Consider the following 20,547-nt stretch of genomic DNA (forward strand, 5'->3'; position numbering starts at 1 on the left):
AGGTTATAATTTTCTTACCTTTTGAAGAGAAACATCCATCTAACGGGTCATCATCGTTAAGATGGGTTTTCTTTTGTAGAAGCATAATTCGTAATTCGACTTTTTTTCGACATTTCCTCATCATAACTATACAACATGGTTTGAAAACGTTATAGTTGTAAGTGTTGAGGTTTTAATGTAGAATTAATATCAGATTATAATTATTATTATTTAACAAAAGGGATTTCCCTTCTTAGGATAGAAAGGTGGCTTTTTGGATGGCTGAAAAAAAAATAAATGATACGTTTTTAAAAGCTTGTCGCGGTGAAAAAACGGACTATGTTCCGGTTTGGTATATGAGACAAGCTGGGCGATCACAGCCTGAATACCGTGCAATAAAAGAAAAATACAGCCTTTTTGAAATCACACATCAGCCTGAATTATGTGCATATGTAACAAGATTGCCTGTGGAACAGTATGATGTTGATGCTGCGATTCTTTATAAAGATATAATGACTCCACTCCCGGCAATCGGCGTGAATGTTGAAATAAAGTCAGGAATCGGGCCGGTCATTGATAACCCTATTCGTTCTCTTAGTGATGTTGAAAAGCTAGGGGAAATTGATCCTGAAACAGATGTTGCATATGTATTAGAGACGATTAAGCTGCTTACTCAAGAACAGCTTGAGGTACCGTTAATCGGATTTACGGGAGCACCCTTTACACTGGCCAGCTATATGATCGAGGGAGGTCCTTCTAGAAATTATAACAAGACAAAAGCATTTATGTATGCAGAACCGAAGGCATGGTTCGCTTTAATGGATAAGCTTGCTGATATGAGCGTTACCTATGTAAAGGCGCAAATTAAAGCAGGGACAAAAGCGATTCAAATTTTTGACTCATGGGTTGGCGCCCTTAATGTGGCAGATTATCGCTATTATATTAAGCCAACGATGGAACGGATTTTTAGTGAGCTTAAATCAGAGAATGTTCCATTAATCATGTTCGGTGTCGGAGCAAGTCATTTAGCCAAAGAATGGCATGATCTTCCTTTGGATGTTGTTGGTCTTGACTGGAGACTTCAGATCCAGGAAGCTCGTTCGATGGGACTAACAAAAACACTCCAAGGAAATCTTGATCCTGCAATTTTGCTCTCTCCATGGGAAGTTATTGAAGAAAGAGCAAAGCAAATTTTGGACCAAGGAATGCAAACGGATGGTTATATCTTTAATCTTGGACACGGTGTATTTCCTGAGGTAAATCCGGAAAATCTGAAGAAGTTGACTACTTTTATTCACCATTATTCAAGAAAAGTAAAAGTGAACGCTTAATCTGCTTTTTTAATAAAGAACAACGAGAAATTTAGAAATGAACTAGAGGTGAATCATTTTGACTAAGAAAAAAATGGGGTTATTAGTCATGGCATATGGGACCCCATACAAAGAAGAAGATATTGAACGTTACTATACACATATCCGACATGGCCGTAAGCCTGCTCCGGAAATGCTTCAGGATTTAAAAGAACGATATGAAGCAATCGGCGGAATTTCTCCATTGGCCAAAATTACGGTGGAGCAAGGTGAAAAGCTGGAGGAGCACTTAAATCGTGTACAGGATGAGATTGAATTTAAGCTCTATATTGGCTTAAAGCATATTGAACCATTTATCGAGGATGCGGTTCAGCAAATGCATGTGGACGGGATTACGGAAGCGGTAAGCATCGTATTAGCGCCTCATTTCTCAACCTTCAGTGTCAAGTCATATAATGGACGGGCAAAAGAAGAGGCAGACAAGCATGGCGTCAACATAACGTCTGTTGAAAGCTGGTATACAGAGCCAAAATTCATTACCTACTGGGCTGATCGTGTAAAAGGTACATATGAAAGCATGTCAGCTGAGGAAAGAGAAGCTGCTGTACTCATTGTGTCTGCACATAGTCTTCCGGAAAAAATCACGGCACATGGCGACCCATACCCACAGCAGTTACAGGAAACGGCTGACTTAATTGCAGAAGCAGCAGGCGTAAAGAATTATGTCATTGGCTGGCAAAGTGCCGGAAATACGCCGGAGCCATGGTTAGGACCAGATGTCCAGGATTTGACTAGGGATTTATATAAAGAAGGATACAAAACATTTGTTTATATTCCTGTCGGCTTTGTCGCAGATCACCTGGAAGTACTCTATGACAATGATTATGAGTGCAAGGTTGTGACAGATGAGCTAGGCGCTCACTATTATCGTCCGGAAATGCCAAATGCAAAGCAGGAGTTTATTGATTGTCTTGGGACGGTTGTTTTAAAGCATTTGAATGAAGTGAATTAGCGGAAAGCGAGCTTGGAAGCAAGCTCGTTTTTTGGTTGTTTATTCGACGATGCAGTAGAAATAAGTTGAATATTCGATAAAAATGAGATAAAATAAACTAATCTACCATACTAGTATACACTTTTTGTGTGTAGGTGCATAACCAGATTGCTATTATATTTATATGTAAATTTTCACAAAGATTTTGTACATAGTTTCTTGCAAAAAATGAAAGGGCTTACTATATGGGGTGTAAGCTCGTTTGGTTAAAAGCCGAAATAATTAGACAAGGGAGAGAATATGATGGGAGTAATGAATACGTCTGAACGACAAGCTGATCTATGCTGGCTACCAAGAGCTGAAGGAGAGTTTAATAAGGAGTTTATCCAATCAATTAATGATGTGGCAGTAATAGGTGATTCTCCTATATTAAATACAGTGAAAAGTGAAATCGTTTCTACCTTTACTCATACTTTTAAAAGAGAGATTAGACTTAATGAAAAGAAAACACCAGATTGTCAAATCGTTTTCTCTACATTGGACGATTGCGGTGAGATAAGAAACCAGTTTTCAAATGTGATGAATGATGAAGGCTATGCCATTAAAACAATTCATCAAACAATTTATGTTATCGCTTCCAATGATAAAGGCCTTTTATATGGAATGTATCATTTCTTCAGATTAATCCAAAGAGGAGCAGATCTAAACAGCCTATCTATTAGTGAAAACCCGAGAAATAAAATAAGAATGATTAACCAATGGGATAATATGGATGAAACAAATGCGATGGGCAGTGTGGAGAGGGGCTATGCTGGAAAGTCAATATTCTATGCTGATAAAAAAATAGTAGAAGATAAAACGAGAATAAGAGATTATGCAAGGCTTTTGGCTTCAGTGGGGATTAATGCAATCTCTATTAATAATGTTAATGTTCATCAAATAGAAACGAAAATAATTGAAAAAGAGTTTTTACCAGAAGTCGCTGAAATAGCTGATATTTTTCGTGCCTATGGAATTCAACTATTCTTAAGTATTAATTATTCAAGTCCTATTCAGTTAGGAGGATTAAGTACCGCAGATCCTTTAGATCCGCAAGTGCAGGAATGGTGGAAAACGAAAGCGGCAGAAATTTATCAGTATATTCCTGATTTCGGCGGATTTGTGGTGAAGGCGGATTCGGAACATCGGCCAGGACCGTTTACGTATGGAAGAAATCATGCGGATGGGGCAAATGTTTTAGCTGAGGCATTGAAACCATTTGGCGGAGTTGTGATTTGGAGATGCTTTGTCTACAATTGCTTACAAGATTGGCGTGATCGAAGTACAGATCGTGCAAGAGCGGCATATGATCATTTCAAACCATTAGACGGAAAGTTCCTAGATAATGTTATTCTGCAAATAAAAAATGGTCCAATCGATTTTCAAGTACGAGAGCCTGTTTCTCCTTTATTAGGAGCAATAGAAAAGACGAATCACGTGATGGAATTTCAAATCACCCAAGAGTATACAGGTCAACAAAAGCATGTTTGTTTCCTTGTCCCTCAATGGAAGGAAGTTTTTGAATTTGATACATATGCAAAAGGGGAGAACTCAAAAATTAAATCAATTGTTGATGGCTCCTTATATGAGAGAGAATTGGCAGGAGTAGCAGCGGTATCGAATATTGGTGATGACGATAATTGGACAGGACATACTTTATCCCAAGCAAATTTATATGGCTATGGCCGGTTAATTTGGAATCCTGATTTAACGTCAGAAGAAATTGCCAAAGAATGGATTGAATTGACCTTTGGTAAAGAGGAGAAAGTGTTTACACATATTTATACAATACTAATGGGATCTTGGCTGACATACGAAAAATATACGGCTCCGTTAGGGATTGGGTTTATGGTGAATCCAGGACATCATTATGGGCCAAATGTCGATGGGTATGAATATTCGGTATGGGGAACGTATCACTTTGCCGATCGCAATGGCATTGGTGTCAATCGAACAGTAAAAGATGGAACAGGCTATACAGGTCAATATTTCCCTGAGAACACAGAAATTTATGAAAACGTAGAAACATGTCCAGATGAGTTACTATTATTCTTCCACTATGTTTCCTATACACATCGACTACAATCAGGAAAAACGGTAATTCAGCATATTTATGACACTCATTTTGAAGGTGTGGAAGAAGTTGAGAAATACATGGAATTATGGAAGCAACTAGAAGGTGAGATTTCTCCAAAGGCATTTCATAACGTACTGGACCGTTTTAGTGAGCAGCTTAGAAGTGCTAAAGAATGGCGTGATCAAATCAATACGTATTTTTATAGAAAATCGGGTATTGAGGACGAAAAAAATAGATTAATATATAAATAAGGCGTCCAAAGTCATCCAGTTAAATACTCATGAGTGAAACGGATGCTTGTATTGGACATGCTGCACTAAAGGCGTTTGCAGGTGGCCATTATCGAGGATTTAGGGTATGTAAAGAAAAAAATACTGGCGGAGGTTAAAAAGTATGAAAGCGTTATTTATTGGTGGAACTGGAACAATTAGCTCAGCAATTACAAATCAACTAGCAGAAAAAGGCTGCGAACTTTACCTTATTAATAGAGGAAATCGAACGAAGCACTTGCCTGCATCTGTCAACTTGATTCAAGCTGATATTAACGATGAACAGCATGTAGCTAAACTTATCGAAGATTTAGAGTTTGATGTTGTAGCAGATTTCATCGCGTTTGAACCAGCTCAGTTGGAAAGAGATTATCGTTTATTTAACGACAAAACGAAGCAATTTATTTTTATAAGCTCTGCTTCCGCGTATCAAACACCTTTGTCAGATTATCGAATTACAGAAGGAACGCCTTTGGCAAATCCATATTGGCAGTATTCCCGCAATAAAATTGCCTGTGAAGAGTATTTGGTGAAACAATATCGTGAGACTGGCTTCCCTATAACAATTGTAAGGCCAAGCCACACCTATGATGAACGTTCCATTCCGCTTGGTGTACATGGAAGAAAGGGATCCTGGCAGGTTGCTAAGCGGATGTTAGAGAACAAACCTGTGATTATTCATGGGGATGGTACATCCTTATGGACGTTGACACATAATCGTGATTTTGCTAAAGGCTTTATCGGTTTAATGGGCAATATTCATGCGATTGGAGAAGCTGTTCACATTACCTCAGATGAAAGCGTTACCTGGAATCAAATTTACGAAATAATTGCCGATGCCCTTGGCGTAAAACTTAATGCTGTCCATGTTCCATCCGAATTTTTAGCCGCATGCAGTAAAGAGGATTACAGAGGCGGATTATTAGGAGATAAGGCGAATACCGTTGTATTCGATAATTCAAAGCTAAAACGACTTGTTCCAGATTTTGTTGCAACAACCCGAGTTGACCAAGGAATTAAGCAAACGATTGAAAACATATTAGCTAACCCAGAGCTTCAAACAGAAGATAAGGAATTCGACCTTTGGTGTGATCGGGTTATTGATGCCTTACAGGGTGCGTTAAAAGCGATAAATGAATAGGTTTAAAGATAGGTAGATAAGAGAGATGCTGTATTAAAAGACAGTCTCCCAAACCAGCTATTGAAATCAATTAAACCAAATGTTATAGTAACAATATAAAAACTGACCGATTTGTTCATTTGGTCATTCTAGTAATAGGAGTGAATAGCTTGGGCATCAATCGAAAGCAGCTAATTCTGGAGGCCGCAACAAGATCCTTTACCCAATTTGGATATAAAGCAACAACAATGGATCAAGTCTCAAAGCTTGCAAACGTCGGAAAAGGAACGATCTATACGTTTTATAAAAATAAGGAAGAACTATTCTCTGAAATCATTGATGATCTGCTGGCGGATATGAAGGAAGCTGCAGAGAATGCGTTTGATCCCAATAGGTCATTTTTAGAAAATGTCCACAGAGCGTTATACAGTATTTTGGAATTTCGAAAAACACATCAATTAACGATCAAGCTTTTTCAGGAAAGTAATGAGCTTGGAACACCTACTGTGAATGAAGGTGTTAAAAAGGTTGAACAGATGATTTTGAATTATATTAAGCAAAAAATCATTGTGGCAATTGAAAATAAAGAGATCAAACCATGTGACCCGGAGCTGACCGCTTTTATTTTACTAAAGCTCTATATCTCATTAATTTTTGATTGGGAAAAACATCATGAACCGCTCGAAAAAGAAAAAATTGCTGAAGTATTTGATCAGTATTTGTTAAAGGGATTATCAATTTGATAATCCTCACTTTTTTGTCATATTATGACCAAATGAACAAAACGGTCATTTAGATATACAGGAGGTTGAAGGAAATTGTCATTAATCAAACAAGAATGGAAGGCATTATTTAAAAATAAAAAAGTTTTGATCGCTGTCATCGGGGTTCTTTTTATTCCGCTAATGTATAGCGGCGGCTACCTTGGTGCCTTTTGGGATCCATATGGAAAGCTTGATCAGCTGCCTGTTGCGGTTGTCAACAATGACACTGGCACCACCTATGAGGGAAAAGAGCTGGATGTAGGGAATGAATTAGTTGATCATTTAAAAGAAAACAGGAAGTTTGAGTGGCATTTTGTCGATCAGCAAAAAGCAGAAGAAGGTCTTGAACAACTAGACTATTATATGGTCATTGAAATTCCAAAAAACTTTTCAAGCAATGCGACAACATTACAAAGCAACGAACCGGAGCACTTAGAGCTTACGTTTATCACAAATAAAGGGAATAACTTTATTTCCGGACAAATCGGTGAAAGTGCTGTTGCAAAAATTAAAGAAGAGGTCGCTAATACAATAACGAAAACTTATGCAGAAACGATTTTTGATAATATTGAGCTAATGGCAGACGGAATTGGAGATGCAAGCGAAGGTGCCGAAAAAATTAACGATGGTACTGGCGAGCTAAAGGAAGGCTCAAGCAAACTTTCAGAAAATCTCCATCAGCTTGTAACGAAATCACTTACTTTTAAAGATGGGTTACAGGACGCCTCATCAGGGTCAACGAAGCTTGTAGAGGGGGTAAGTGAATTAGATAGTGGTTTAGCTGCCATGAAACAGGGGCAGAAGGAATTATATGACGGATCTGCCAAACTGGAATCGGGGTCTTCACAATTAGTAGCAGGATTAAATGATTCATTAACAGGCATGAAGGAATTGCAAAATAATCTTCCAAGCTTGACAAAGGGGGCTGGAGCCTTAAAAAATAGTGCTCCGAACCTGGTGGAAGGCACTAAACAGCTTGCAGATGGAAGCACTGCTGCTCGTGATGGAGCAGCGGATTTATCACAAAATTTATCACAGGTGACTGCTGGGGTTAATAAGGTGATTTCCGATCTGCAAGGAATGCCTTTACCTGAAGAAAAACAACAGGAGCTTTTAGCATTAGCGGAAGCACTAAACAGTTTAGATCAAGGTGGAAAACAGCTATCAACTAACCTTAATCAGTTAGCGGCAGGTGCGGGTGAGCTTAACAAAAATGTGGCAGCATTACCGGCTAATGCTGAAAAACTATATGAAGGAACTGCTTCCGTGGAAGCTGCCATAAATCAGCTAACTGCAGGACAGGAAAAGCTTTATCATGGAGCAGTTCAAGTGAACCAAGGTCAATCGTCTTTAACAGAAGGTTTACATGTATTCGGTGACAAGCTAACTGAAGCAAAATCTGGAACTGAACAATTAGTAAATGGGGGATCTGCCCTGGAGCAAGGAATTGGTCAGTTAGCTGATGGTTCGATCGCATTAGAAGATGGATCTAAAAAGCTGGCAAATGGCGCTGATCAATTAGATGACGGATTATCACAGCTTTCGGATGGAACAACTGTCCTTTCAACAAAACTAAAAGAAGCAACAGATGAAACAGAGGATGTAAAAGGATCTGATAAGGTCTATGATATGGTTGCAGATCCGGTTGATTTACACACAGAGGAAGTAAACGAGGTTCCAAACTATGGAACAGGTCTTGCACCATATTTCCTATCACTTGCTTTGTTTGTTGGAACACTGTTAGTAACCGTTGTGTTTCCGTTACGAAAAACATCTGGAACACCAAAATCTGGGTTCGCTTGGTTTGCCAGCAAATTTAGTGTGCTGTTTTTTGTAGCCGTCATTCAAGCGATTCTAGCAGATCTTGTCCTTTTATATGGTTTAGGATTAGAAGTAAAAAATGTTGGTTTATTTATCCTATTCAGCATAGTAACAAGCTTAACCTTTATATCGATTGTTCAATTATTGGTAACAACGATGGCCGATCCAGGCAGATTCATGGCAATCATCCTGTTAATCCTACAATTAACAACAAGTGCAGGAACGTTTCCGCTTGAGTTAATTCCAGAAGGATTTCAAAAAATTAATCAATGGCTGCCAATGACCTATTCTGTTGCCGGCTTTAAAGCGATTATTTCTAGCGGCAATTTTGATTATATGTGGTCACAAGCACTTGTATTATCAGGATATTTTGTCATGGCAATAGCAGGTACAATTCTCTACTTTACAATGAAATTGAAAAAGGAAAAGCGGGCACTGAACGAGGTTTCTGCTTAGTCTATTAGAAAAGAGGGGCTAGAAACAGCCTCTCTTTCTAGTAAATCCCGAAATGTCATAAAAAAAGGTAGATTTCTTATAAAAAATGGTTGAAAAATAAATAATATTTTCATATACTTATATATGAAAACGTTTTCAGACGTCAAACAAGGTGGGCAACATAGAGCCATGGGGAGGGAGAAATTTGTCTACCATAGAAGATGTCGCGAAACTAGCGGGATTATCTAGGACAACTGTTTCACGTGTGTTAAATGATCATCCTTATGTTTCCGATACGAAAAAGAAGCTTGTCCAGCAGGCGATGGAGCAATTGGGGTATGTTCCAAACTCTGCTGCGAGAAGCTTAAGAAATCAGAAAACAGGCATTATCGCTGTCTTAATTCCGAAAATATCCACACCATTTTTTAGCCAATTAATTGAAAAACTAGAAATGGCTGCTTCTGCAAAAGGCTATCAGTTAATTATTTGCCAAACACAATTCTCAAAACAGAAAGAACGAAATTATTTGAATCTACTCAAAACGAGGCAGGTTGATGGCGTTATTATGACGTCGGTTGAAAATGACTGGCCGGTTGTCGATGCTTATTTAAACTATGGTCCAATTGTTCTTTGCAATGAAATCGTGGAGAATGCGCAAATTCCGATGGTGTATATGGATCAAGCATATAGCGGCTATTCAATTGCCAACCATTTGCTTGAAAGGGGTCATAGACATATCGCTTATTGTTCAAACGGAATGGTAAGTGAGGGAATGAAGGCAAGGGAACATGGATTTAAACAGGCTTTAGCAGAGGCAGGCTGTTATTTTGATGAAAAATTTCACTTTCAACAAGCTTTAAGTGTTGAGGATGGAAGACAAATTTTTAAAAGAATCGCAAGCATGAAAACTTCACCGACAGCTATTTTTACTGGAGGAGATGCAGTTGCAGCAGGTGTTGTTTCTGAAGCAAAAAGACATGGGTGGAGCATACCAGGGGATCTAGCTGTAGTTGGTTTTGATAACATGGAAATTACTGAGATATTAGATCCGCAGATTACGACAGTGATACAGCCTGTTCAGGAAATGGCCTTGAAATCAATGGACGTTATTTATGATAAAATACATAAAAAACAGTACCGCTCTTACGAAAAGCATGAGTTTTCTTCACAGCTGGCTGTAAGGGAATCAACCATGATGAAAAGGAAGCTAGTTGCGACATCTTAAATAGAAGGCTTTAATAGCTAAAAACACAAAAAGGATGGCGAGTGATTCGTCATCCTTTTTGTATGGAGAATGGTGGATGTGTATTAGTACAGAATGATTGCAGAAGCCATTACTTATATATCTGTTACATGAAGACACTCATTGCATGTGTTGCCATAGCATTCATGCTGTTCCTCAATATCCTGGCCACACTCTTTGCATTGTTTTTTTGGTAAATTTCTGAAAAATTCAGTTATTTTCATGATCATTTGAATCCCTCCGTTGTCATTTGTTGCTTTAATTGTATTATAACAGTTTTGTTGTGTCAATAACTGTTTTGTAACAATTTTCGCTGAAAAGACCTTTTTTGTGATGAAATTCGCAAGGATTATGAAAAATGTGCTTATACCCAAAGGTCATCTAAAGAACTCGTTGAGAGGATTTGGAAGCAAAGCCAGTAAACGTGAATTCGTGTTAGCCCTTTAGTATAATGAGAATATTGAATAGTAAAATAAATGGGAAACGAAAGGTTGATGAGCAGATGAAACTAAAGGTGATTGGTTACTGGGGCGGATTTCCGGGACCGAATGAAGCAACCTCAGGCTATTTGCTTGAAGCAAATGGGTTTCGATTGTTAATGGATTGCGGAAGTGCTGTTTTGTCAAAACTCCAGGAGACTATTGCCATAGATGAACTGGACGCTGTGATTCTATCTCATTATCATTATGACCATATAGCAGATATCGGACCATTGCAATATGCAAGTTATGTAACATCATTTATTAAAGGCTCAAAAAAAACCATCCCAATTTATGCTCATACTTTAGATCAAGCAGGCTTTGCTAAGCTTACCTATAAAGATGCAACAATTGGTATACCGTATGATGGTAATCAGTCATTAACGATCGGGCCATTTGAGATTACCTTTTTACAGACCGTTCACCCTGCTCCTTGTTTTGCCATGAGGATCACTGACAAGCAATCGACGATTGTTTATACAGCCGATACAAGCTTTAAGGAAGACTTCATTCCGTTTTCGATAGGAGCAGATCTTTTGCTCGCAGAATCGAGCTATTATGGCAACCAAGATGGAACAAGTGCAGGTCATATGAATTGCAGAGAAGCAGCAGCGATCGCTCAAGGTGCTGGTGTAAAGCAGCTTTTATTAACACATTTGCCGCATTTTGGTGATCATGAGAATTTAGTAAAGGAAGCTCGCGAGCTATTTACTGGACAGGTTATCTTGGCAAGTACCGGTCTTGAATGGAGCAATTATTAAATGGAGGAATGGATATGCTGTTTATCGATAATAACGGGATGACAGACCCAAGAATAAATTTAGCCATTGAAGAGTATGCGGTTAAACATTTAGATCCTAATGAAACCTATTTATTGTTTTACATAAATGAACCATCGATTATTATCGGGAAAAATCAAAATACAATTGAAGAAATTAATACATCATATGTTGAAGAACATAAGATCCATGTTGTTAGAAGGCTTTCCGGCGGCGGTGCCGTTTACCATGATAAAGGGAATTTGAATTTCAGCTTTATAACAAAAGATGATGGTGATAGCTTTCATAATTTCAAAAAGTTTACCGAACCTGTTGTTCAAGCCCTTGAAAAGCTGGGGGTGAAAGCAGAAATGAGCGGCCGGAATGACATTATCGCAAGCGATGGGCGAAAGATTTCTGGAAATGCGCAATTTTCCACACGCGGGCGTATGTTTTCTCATGGGACATTATTATTTGATTCGGAAATCGATAGTGTAGTTTCAGCATTAAAAGTAAAAAAGGATAAAATCGAATCAAAAGGAATAAAGTCAATTAGAAGCAGGGTCGCCAATATAAGTGAGTATTTAGAAGAGAAAATTACGATTGAACATTTTAGAGAGCTTTTGCTGCGGTATATTTTTAATGGAGCAGATCAAATTCCATCATATGATTTAACCGATGAAGATTGGAAGAAAATCAATGAGATCTCTAAAGAACGCTATCAAAATTGGGGTTGGAACTATGGGAAATCCCCTAAATTTAACTATCAACATTCACACCGATTCCCTATTGGACAGATTGATGTACGGTTAGAAGTGCAAAAAGGTATGATCGAAAATTGTAAGATTTATGGAGACTTTTTTGGCGTTGGCGATGTAACAGAGATAGAACAGGTTTTAATAGGTACGAGGTATGATAGGTCGGATTTGGAAAAAGCGCTGCAAGAAATAGATGTAAAGAAATACTTTGGAAATATTGAAAAAACAGATTTTCTGCAGCTTATTTATTAATAAGCTGCCTTTTGAATTGAAATGAACAATGAAGGTTATCCATTTACCTAGTGTTTAAGGTATAATAGAACATAGTAATAGAAACTTTTAAATTTAGATTCAAAGTAGAAAGAGAGTGTTCATGATGGGCCGTAAGTGGAACAATATTAAAGAAAAGAAAGCTTCAAAGGATGCGAATACAAGTCGTATTTATGCAAAGTTTGGACGTGAAATATATGTAGCCGCAAAGCAAGGTGAACCAGATCCTGAATCAAATCAAGCGTTAAAAATTGTTCTCGAACGCGCGAAAACATACAGTGTACCTAAAACAATTATTGACCGTGCGATTGAAAAAGCAAAGGGCGGAGCAGAGGAAAACTATGATGAGCTTCGTTATGAAGGCTTTGGACCAAACGGATCAATGGTGATTGTAGATGCGCTGACCAATAATGTTAACCGTACCGCATCAGAGGTGCGTGCTGCATTCGGCAAGAACGGCGGTAACATGGGTGTAAGCGGTTCGGTATCCTATATGTTTGATGCCACAGCAGTAATCGGCGTTGAAGGCAAATCAGAAGAAGAAGTTCTTGAGCTATTAATGGAAGCAGATGTAGAAGTTCGTGATATTCTAGCAGAAGAAGATCAGGTCATTGTTTATGCTGAACCTGATCAATTCCATGCCGTTCAAGAAGCATTCAAAAATAGCGGCATAACTGAATTTACCGTCGCAGAATTAACCATGCTGGCGCAAAATGACGTGACACTTCCAGAAGATGCGAAGGCACAATTTGAGAAAATGATCGATGCATTGGAAGATTTAGAAGATGTTAGACAAGTGTACCACAATGTTGATTTAAGTGAATAATAGGTAAGGGTCTGGCCTCTTGCTTCCATAGCGAGGTTAGGCCCTTTCATTGATTTAGAAATGAAAAGAAATTTCTATCGCATGCAACTGGAATCCTTCCCAGAGATTGTCTCTTCCTTAAACATTCCATATAATGAAAAGTAGGGGTTTTTTAATCAGGAAAATGAATGGTTATTCATTCATTTTATCGAAGGGGTGGAAGAGAATGAATTTATCATCACGGTTATCACAAACGGTAAAAGCGTTTGGTAACAAACCTGCGTTTATTTACGAGGGTAAAGAAACGTCCTATTCGCAGCTTGATGTAGCCATTAATCAATTTGCAAGCAGCTTGCATGATTTAGGCGTAAATAAAGGGGATCATATAGCAGTCGTTTTAGGGAACTCACCACATTATATTATTTCTTTATATGGGGCTTTGCGAGCAGGTGCGACAGTTATACCGATAAATCCTATCTACACACCGAATGAGATCAAATATATGATCAATAATGGCGATGTAAAAATCGTTATAATAGCAGATTTGCTTATTCCATTATTTTCTAGCCTTGATGAACACCTGCCGATGGTTGAACATTTCATCGTCTGTGAAACAACGCCATCTCAGCACACAGGTGAGGTAGCTGGTCCAAATCGATCTATAACCACTAAAATGAAAACGTTCGCAACGTTATTGTCAACTGGTTCGATCCATTATTCGGGGCCGGAAATTGATGAAGAAGATGTCGCCGTCATCCTTTATACATCAGGTACGACCGGAAAGCCAAAGGGGGCCATGCTCACACATAAAAATTTATTCAGAAATGCGATTGATACGGCCAATTATTTAAAGATATCTGAGAATGATGTTGTCGTCACCACATTACCGATGTTCCATGTTTTCTGCTTAACCGTTTCGTTAAATGCAACGTTAATGAATGGTGCTACCATGCTAATCGTGCCAAAGTTTAGCCCTGCCGCTATCTTTCAATTGGTTAAAACCTATCATGCTACTGTTTTTGCCGGGGTGCCAACGATGTATAACTTTTTGCTTCAATATGAACAAGCAAATTCAGATGATTTAAAAACGTTACGTTTATGTATTTCAGGCGGAGCATCCATGCCGGTTGCGTTACTTAAAGAATTTGAACAGAAATTTAAGGTAATCGTTTCTGAAGGCTATGGTTTATCGGAGGCATCACCTGTCACTTGCTTCAACCCGCTTGATCGCCCGCGGAAACCAGGATCGATTGGAACAAATATTGTCAATGTCGAAAATAAAGTAGTCAATGAGCTGGGACAAGAGCTGCCGCCGAACCAAGTAGGTGAATTAGTCGTAAAAGGTCCAAATGTAATGAAGGGTTATTATAAAATGCCTGAGGAAACCGCTCATACTATTCGTGATGGCTGGCTCTATACTGGTGATCTCGCAAGAAAAGATGAGGATGGTTATTTTTATATTGTTGATCGCAAAAAGGATATGATCATTGTTGGCGGCTATAATGTCTATCCTCGTGAAGTGGAAGAGGTTCTTTACAATCATGATGCGGTCGTTGAAGCAGCTGTTCTTGGGGTACCAGACCCGAATTCAGGTGAAGCAGTTACATGCTTTGTTGTGGTAAAAAATGATGAAGTAACAGAGGAAATGCTTCTTGACTACTGTAAGGAACATTTAGCAAAGTATAAAATTCCTAAATCAATAGAGTTTTTGAAGGAGCTTCCAAAAAATACGACAGGGAAAATATTACGCAGAGCTTTAAAAGATCAAGTTTTACAAAAATAGTATTTTAATAGAACTATATCGAAATGATTAAGTAAAAAATTACTTTTGTGAAAAAACACAGACACTCTTGTTGTATCTGTGTTTTTCACATGTTTTTACGAGATTTCAAAATTATTTGGAAGAAAAAATGTTATTAAAATATTCGAAAAATATTGAACTATTTCCTTGTTCCTGTATAATTTAATCAACAAAAGCATAAACGCATAAAAGTGAAAAACGTTAAAAAGGGGAATGAATATATGAAAAAGGGTTGGAAATTAGGAATGGGTATGATGCTAGCTGGTTTTCTAGCATTATCAGGCTGCGGCAATAATGACAATGCTACAGAGGGTTCTGGTGGTGACTCAGGTTCAGAAGGTGAAAAAACATATAAAATTGGAGTGACCCAAATTGTTGAGCATCAGTCACTTGATTCAGCTTTAGAAGGCTTCCAGGCTGCTTTAGAGGAAAAAGGTTTAAATGTAGAATACGATATTCAAAATGCACAAAACGATCAAAATAACAACCAAACGATCGCCAATAACTTTGCTGGTGATGGAGTAGATTTAATTTTTGCTAACTCAACACCAAGTGCGCAAGGTGCATTAAATGCGACAAAGGAGATTCCGATTGTCTTTACATCTGTTACAGATCCGGTTGGAAGCGGCTTAGTAAAAAGCTTTGAAGAGCCGGGTGCGAATATTACCGGTACAACCGATACACATCCGGATGCGATTCCGAATACAGTTAAATTCATAGACGAGAATATTGAAGGAAATAAAGTTGGAATGATTTATAACTCTGGTGAGTCAAACTCTGTTGCACAAATTGATCTCGTTAAGGAGGCAATGAAAGGTACTGATCTAGAGGTTGTCGAAGCCTCTGTTTCAACATCTGCAGAAGTAAAGCAAGCAACAGAATCTTTAGTCGGTAAAGTAGATTCATTATATGTCATTACAGATAATACGGTAGTTTCCGCGCTGGAAAGTGTGATTGATGTTGCAAGTGATAAAGATATTCCGTTATTTGTTGGTGAGTTAGACTCAGTTAAACGCGGCGGTTTTGCAGCATATGGCTTTGATTATTACGATATCGGTTTTGAAGCAGGGGAAATGGCAGCAAGTATTTTAACTGGAGAGAAAAAAGTAAGTGAGATCCCAGTACAATATCCACAAAACTTAAAGCTGCAAATTAATGCAAAGGCTGCTAAAGATATGGGAATTGAGATAAAAGAAGAATGGAAAGAAGCAGCAGAAATTCTTGAATAAAGGTGAGAAGCAATGTTTACAGCCCTATTTGGATCAGTAGAGTCAGGCTTAATTTATGCGATCATGGCTCTTGGAGTATACTTATCATTTCGAATATTAGACTTTCCGGATTTAACGGTTGACGGCAGCTTTGTAACAGGTGCAGCGGTCAGCGCCGTCTTGATTGTTAATGGAGTTAATCCTTTTCTGGCCACTTTGGTCGCATTAATTGTCGGCTTTTTGGCAGGCTGTATAACAGGTGTGCTGCATACAAAAGGAAATATTAACCCGCTTTTATCAGGGATCTTAATGATGATTGCTTTGTATTCAATCAATCTAAGAATCATGGGAAGATCGAATGTACCGCTTCTACAAGAAGAAACGGTATTTACACAGCTTTTGGACTGGTGGAATAAGCTTGGTATTGATGCAGCTCTTCAGGAGCTTTTCGTATCGATTGGCTTAGAGAACTTTGTCCCGCAAACATGGTCAGTTGTCGTAACGATGTTAATCCTAATTTTAGTGATAAAATATCTTCTTGATTCCTTCCTGAAGACAGAGCTAGGCTTAGCGATAAGAGCTGTTGGTGATAATCAAAATATGATTACGAGCTTTTCGGCTAATACAGATATGCTGAAAATCGTCGGCTTAGGCTTATCCAATGCCCTTGTTGCTTTTTCAGGTGCATTTATTGCACAGCATGGTGGCTTTAGTGATGTTGGAATGGGGATCGGAATGATCATAATTGGCTTGGCTTCAGTTATTATCGGGGAAGCATTAGTTGGGGTAAAGACGATTGTCCGTGCAACATTGGCAGTTATCATCGGTGCCATTATTTACCGTATTATCGTAGCAATGGCGCTGCGAATCAACTTTTTTGAAACTGGAGATATGAAGCTAATTACAGCGTGTATCGTCATCGGTGCGCTTGTCATACCGCAAATCGTTAATAAGCAAAAGGATAAACGGAAAAAAAGCTTACGCAGAAAGCGGGGTGTAGGCCATGTTGAAACTAAAGCAAATTTTTAAAGTGTTTAATGAAGGCTCCATCGATGAAAAAGTCGCATTGAATCACCTATCATTATCATTAAAAGAAGGCGATTTTGTTACAGTCATCGGAAGTAATGGGGCAGGGAAATCAACACTGCTCAACGTCATTGCCGGGCGGCTGATTCCGGATGATGGTGATGTGCTTATTAAGGAGAAGTCGATGTTGGATGTTCCTGAATATAAACGGTCAAGATCGATCGGCCGGGTATTTCAGGACCCAATGGCCGGTACGTCACCAACATTAACGATTGAAGAAAATCTGGCTATTGCCTATTCGCGGATTCATAAGCGTACATTAAAGCCAGGTGTTACAGCAAAACGGCGCGTGTATTTTAAGGAGCAGCTAGAGCTCTTAGGGTTAGGACTTGAAAACCGCTTATCTGCTAAGGTTGGACTGTTATCTGGCGGTGAGCGCCAAGCTCTTTCACTTCTGATGGCAACCTTCACAAAGCCCGATATTTTACTATTGGATGAACACACTGCAGCACTTGATCCATCACGTGCCGACCTTATTACAAATCTAACGAAGAAGCTTGTTGAAAATGGCAATCTGACAACATTAATGATTACCCATAATATGCAGCAGGCCGTTGATTTAGGAAATCGACTCATTATGATGGACAAAGGAAGCATTGTCTTTGAAGCAGAAGGGAAAGAAAAGCAAGGATTAACCGTTAATTCTTTGTTAGAGGAATTCTCAAAAATAAAATCGGATAGCTCTTTATCAGATAAGGCGCTGCTTATTTAAAGCGAGACTTATCGGATCTTTACTGGCAGTTATCCCAAAATCAGTTGCTAGCTTTTCATAAAACTTGAAAGATGATGGTTTTACTGCCCGTTAAGATGGGATAGTAAAAATGCCTGTCCCAGACTTAATCGTTATGGGGCAGGCATTTTTTATACTATCAGTATAAGATTTATGAATGATAGTAAGTATAACAAAGGCTATCGCCATTAGGACTTGGCGATAAGCTTTTGTTTTTCTAATTTTCATTTGAATAGGCTGTTATCCTTTACACCTAACATTGCCTCTTCATCCGCAATAATTGTTGCATTCGGATGCTGTTTTAAAATCGAAGCAGGGAAGCTTTCAGTGACATCCCCAGTTAAAAGCTGAATCATGGCATTTTGTTTAGCTTTTCCAGATACTAAAAGAAGAATTTCCTTGCTTTTAAAAATCGTTTGAATTCCCATCGTGATCGCTTGTGTTGGAACTTCATCGAGACTGTTAAAAAAGCGGGCATTAGCCTCTCTAGTGGATTGTGCCAGGTCAACAACATGTGTTTTCGCTTGAAAGGATGTTCCAGGTTCATTAAACCCGATATGGCCGTTACTGCCAATCCCTAAAATCTGTAAATCGATTCCTAAATGTTGCTCAATTTTATTTTCATATTCTTCACATTCAGCCTGTAAATCCTTATTCATTCCAGATGGAATATGTGTCCGCTCGGGTGAAATATTAATATGTTTGAAAAGATTTTCATACATATAGGAATAATAGCTATTTGGATTATCCTTAGCTAACCCGATATATTCATCTAAATTAAAGCTTGTCACTTCTGCATAAGATGTGCCGTTTTGCTTATGATCCTCTATTAAGTGCTGATAAACCCCCAGCGGTGTCCCGCCTGTAGCTAAACCTAGAGTAAGATTTGGTGTGCTTTTTATTTTTTCGATCATATATTGAGCAGCTCTCTGACTCATTTCCTGATAATTCTTTACTTCAATTATTTTCATGATGACCTCTCCTTTGTAGTTGAGATATAGTTAATTAATTGCTTGTTCGGATTCTGTTTTAACCTTCAAATTCTTTGAATAAGCAACTTTCCCCTTACATAGTGTCATATAAACATCCATTTGTTCATCTAGAACAACGATGTCTGCATCTTTCCCAACGGAAATGCTTCCTTTGCGGTCAAATACATTTAATTGTTTGGCAGGATTTTCAGAAGCCATCTTGATGGCACTTTGGATATCACATTGTGTAAATACCTGAATGTTTTTAAAAGCATCCTTCATTTTTAATACACTGCCTGCCAACGTATTTTCATCTAATAATGCACGGCCATCCTTTACTGTTACCATTTGTCCGCCTAAATCATAAACTCCATTTTCAAGCCATTTTGCTCTCATTGAATCGGTGATCAAGATCATTCGCTCGTCTGTTATTTGGTTATAAGCAAGTTTAACAGCCTCGGGTCGGGAATGAATTCCATCTACTATAAGCTCTACCATTAGTTCATCTCTTAAAAATGCAGCACCCACAATACCCGGGTCACGATGATGAAGGCCGGTCATCTGATTAAAGAGATGTGTGACTTGATTAAGCCCGTTTTCAATCGCTTCTATTACCTGATCATATGTTGCATCGGAATGGGCAATCGATGCAATGATGCCATTTTTGTTCAAATATTGAATAACTTCCTTTCCTCCTGGACACTCAGGAGCAAGTGTTACTTGTTTGATTTGATTTCCAGAAAGCATTTGCCACTTTTTAAACGTTTCTAAATCTGGATTTAAAATATGATGAATTGGTTGAGCGCCTGCTTTGTTTTTATGAATAAAGGGACCTTCTAAATGAATGCCGAGAATTTCTGCGTTACCAGCTGACTGCTGTGAAGTGATATATTCCCCAGCATTTTCCAGTGCCTTTTCTATCGCTGCTGCATCCTCTGTCATCGTGGTCGCTAAAAAGCTGGTTGTACCTTCCTTTGGCAAGGTAGTTGCCATTACATCAAGTGCTTCTTTTGTTCCGTCCATTGTATCAGCACCGTTAGCTCCATGGATATGAATATCGATCATTCCTGGGATCAAACTAAAACCATTAGGAATGGTAATGATGTTGTAATTAGCCAGATCAGTAAGTGCAGTCATTGGGCCAAATTCCGTTATTTTTCCTTCGTCTATTTTCAAATAAGCATTTTCGATTACTTCATTTTCTGTATAAATCGTCCCGTTCTGAAGAATTACTTTATGAAATGAACTCATGGCCACATTCTCCTTTTTCGTTTTCCTTATTTTTAGAATAGCACTTGATTATATAGTTGTCTATACCAGTTTAGTGGAATTTTTGTTGAAAAACCGTGTTACTTAGTTATTGCCTGTATTTGGTTAAGGAAATTGGTATAGACATCTATATAATTAGATGTTACTATAATTGTGTGAAACGCTTCCAGAGTGATGAAGGGAGAGATTAACGACCATCATTTTTTTATGGGTTTAGACATAATCATTCTATAGAAGTTTTACCTGGATCATCATTTTTTACTACGTCTTTGGTAAGAATATTTACTAACCTGAATTATTCATACCTTCTCTCAGGTCATGCATTTAATCAAAAATTAATTACATTTCTAAGTTTTTAAAAGAA

The 20,547-nt window shown here is 38.3% G+C and carries 17 protein-coding genes; 14 read left to right on the forward strand and 3 right to left on the reverse strand.

From position 1 onward, the window contains the following. The first annotated feature begins 257 nt into the window (after positions 1-257). The 7 genes from hemE to Q1B07_RS14510 all read left to right on the forward strand — a co-directional run bounded on the left by hemE (position 258) and on the right by Q1B07_RS14510 (position 10,030). Positions 258-1,310: a uroporphyrinogen decarboxylase gene (hemE, locus tag Q1B07_RS14480; protein WP_299091351.1), complete on the forward strand. Its 1,053-nt coding sequence runs from the start codon at positions 258-260 to the stop codon at positions 1,308-1,310. A gap of 58 nt (positions 1,311-1,368) precedes the next feature. After that, a complete protein-coding gene (gene hemH, locus Q1B07_RS14485) occupies positions 1,369-2,301 on the forward strand; it encodes a ferrochelatase (protein WP_299091350.1) in 933 nt (310 codons plus the stop codon). 279 nt (positions 2,302-2,580) lie between these two features. Beyond that, positions 2,581-4,647: an alpha-glucuronidase family glycosyl hydrolase gene (locus Q1B07_RS14490; protein WP_299832955.1), complete on the forward strand. Its 2,067-nt coding sequence runs from the start codon at positions 2,581-2,583 to the stop codon at positions 4,645-4,647. Between the two features lie 142 nt (positions 4,648-4,789). Continuing rightward, positions 4,790-5,806: an SDR family oxidoreductase gene (locus tag Q1B07_RS14495; protein WP_299091348.1), complete on the forward strand. Its 1,017-nt coding sequence runs from the start codon at positions 4,790-4,792 to the stop codon at positions 5,804-5,806. Positions 5,807-5,955: 149 nt separating this feature from the next. Next, positions 5,956-6,528, forward strand: coding sequence for a TetR/AcrR family transcriptional regulator (locus Q1B07_RS14500; protein WP_299091345.1), 573 nt, complete (start codon positions 5,956-5,958; stop codon positions 6,526-6,528). Positions 6,529-6,603: 75 nt separating this feature from the next. After that, positions 6,604-8,826 (forward strand): YhgE/Pip domain-containing protein, encoded by a 2,223-nt coding sequence (locus Q1B07_RS14505; protein ID WP_299091343.1) that lies wholly within the window; start codon positions 6,604-6,606, stop codon positions 8,824-8,826. Between the two features lie 184 nt (positions 8,827-9,010). Continuing rightward, the gene (locus Q1B07_RS14510) at positions 9,011-10,030 is read left to right on the forward strand and encodes a LacI family DNA-binding transcriptional regulator (RefSeq protein WP_299091341.1); all 1,020 of its coding nucleotides are present in this window, start codon (positions 9,011-9,013) and stop codon (positions 10,028-10,030) included. A gap of 113 nt (positions 10,031-10,143) precedes the next feature. Here Q1B07_RS14510 and yhfH read toward each other — a convergent pair whose 3' ends face one another. Further along, positions 10,144-10,278 (reverse strand): protein YhfH, encoded by a 135-nt coding sequence (yhfH, locus tag Q1B07_RS14515; protein ID WP_299091339.1) that lies wholly within the window; start codon positions 10,276-10,278, stop codon positions 10,144-10,146. A 272-nt stretch (positions 10,279-10,550) separates the two neighbouring features. On the opposite strand from yhfH, the gene Q1B07_RS14520 reads away from it, so the two are divergent. From Q1B07_RS14520 to Q1B07_RS14550, 7 genes are all read left to right on the forward strand, one after another. After that, entirely contained in the window at positions 10,551-11,288 is a 738-nt protein-coding gene (locus tag Q1B07_RS14520) for an MBL fold metallo-hydrolase (protein WP_299091337.1), read from the forward strand. Positions 11,289-11,302: 14 nt separating this feature from the next. Beyond that, positions 11,303-12,295 carry a lipoate--protein ligase gene (locus Q1B07_RS14525; RefSeq protein WP_299091335.1) on the forward strand — a complete coding sequence of 331 codons (993 nt, stop codon included), beginning with the start codon at positions 11,303-11,305 and terminating at the stop codon, positions 12,293-12,295. A gap of 124 nt (positions 12,296-12,419) precedes the next feature. Beyond that, the gene (locus Q1B07_RS14530; RefSeq protein ID WP_299091332.1) at positions 12,420-13,139 is read left to right on the forward strand and encodes a YebC/PmpR family DNA-binding transcriptional regulator; all 720 of its coding nucleotides are present in this window, start codon (positions 12,420-12,422) and stop codon (positions 13,137-13,139) included. 205 nt (positions 13,140-13,344) lie between these two features. Beyond that, positions 13,345-14,901 (forward strand): fatty acid--CoA ligase family protein, encoded by a 1,557-nt coding sequence (locus Q1B07_RS14535; protein WP_299091329.1) that lies wholly within the window; start codon positions 13,345-13,347, stop codon positions 14,899-14,901. 239 nt (positions 14,902-15,140) lie between these two features. After that, entirely contained in the window at positions 15,141-16,148 is a 1,008-nt protein-coding gene (locus Q1B07_RS14540; RefSeq protein WP_299091327.1) for an ABC transporter substrate-binding protein, read from the forward strand. A gap of 12 nt (positions 16,149-16,160) precedes the next feature. Then, positions 16,161-17,156: an ABC transporter permease gene (locus Q1B07_RS14545; RefSeq protein ID WP_299091325.1), complete on the forward strand. Its 996-nt coding sequence runs from the start codon at positions 16,161-16,163 to the stop codon at positions 17,154-17,156. Further along, positions 17,131-17,925 (forward strand): ATP-binding cassette domain-containing protein, encoded by a 795-nt coding sequence (locus tag Q1B07_RS14550; RefSeq protein WP_299091323.1) that lies wholly within the window; start codon positions 17,131-17,133, stop codon positions 17,923-17,925. Before Q1B07_RS14545 ends, Q1B07_RS14550 begins: the two co-directional genes overlap by 26 nt. Before the next feature lie 242 nt (positions 17,926-18,167). Here the strand turns inward: Q1B07_RS14550 and nagB are convergent, their stop codons facing one another. Then, positions 18,168-18,914, reverse strand: coding sequence for a glucosamine-6-phosphate deaminase (gene nagB / locus Q1B07_RS14555; RefSeq protein WP_299091321.1), 747 nt, complete (start codon positions 18,912-18,914; stop codon positions 18,168-18,170). Between the two features lie 30 nt (positions 18,915-18,944). Further along, positions 18,945-20,165, reverse strand: coding sequence for an N-acetylglucosamine-6-phosphate deacetylase (gene nagA / locus Q1B07_RS14560; protein WP_299091319.1), 1,221 nt, complete (start codon positions 20,163-20,165; stop codon positions 18,945-18,947). Positions 20,166-20,547: the final 382 nt, after the last annotated feature.

It is taken from the genome of uncultured Metabacillus sp., assembly GCF_947503125.1.
Lineage (GTDB): Bacteria > Bacillota > Bacilli > Bacillales > Bacillaceae > Metabacillus.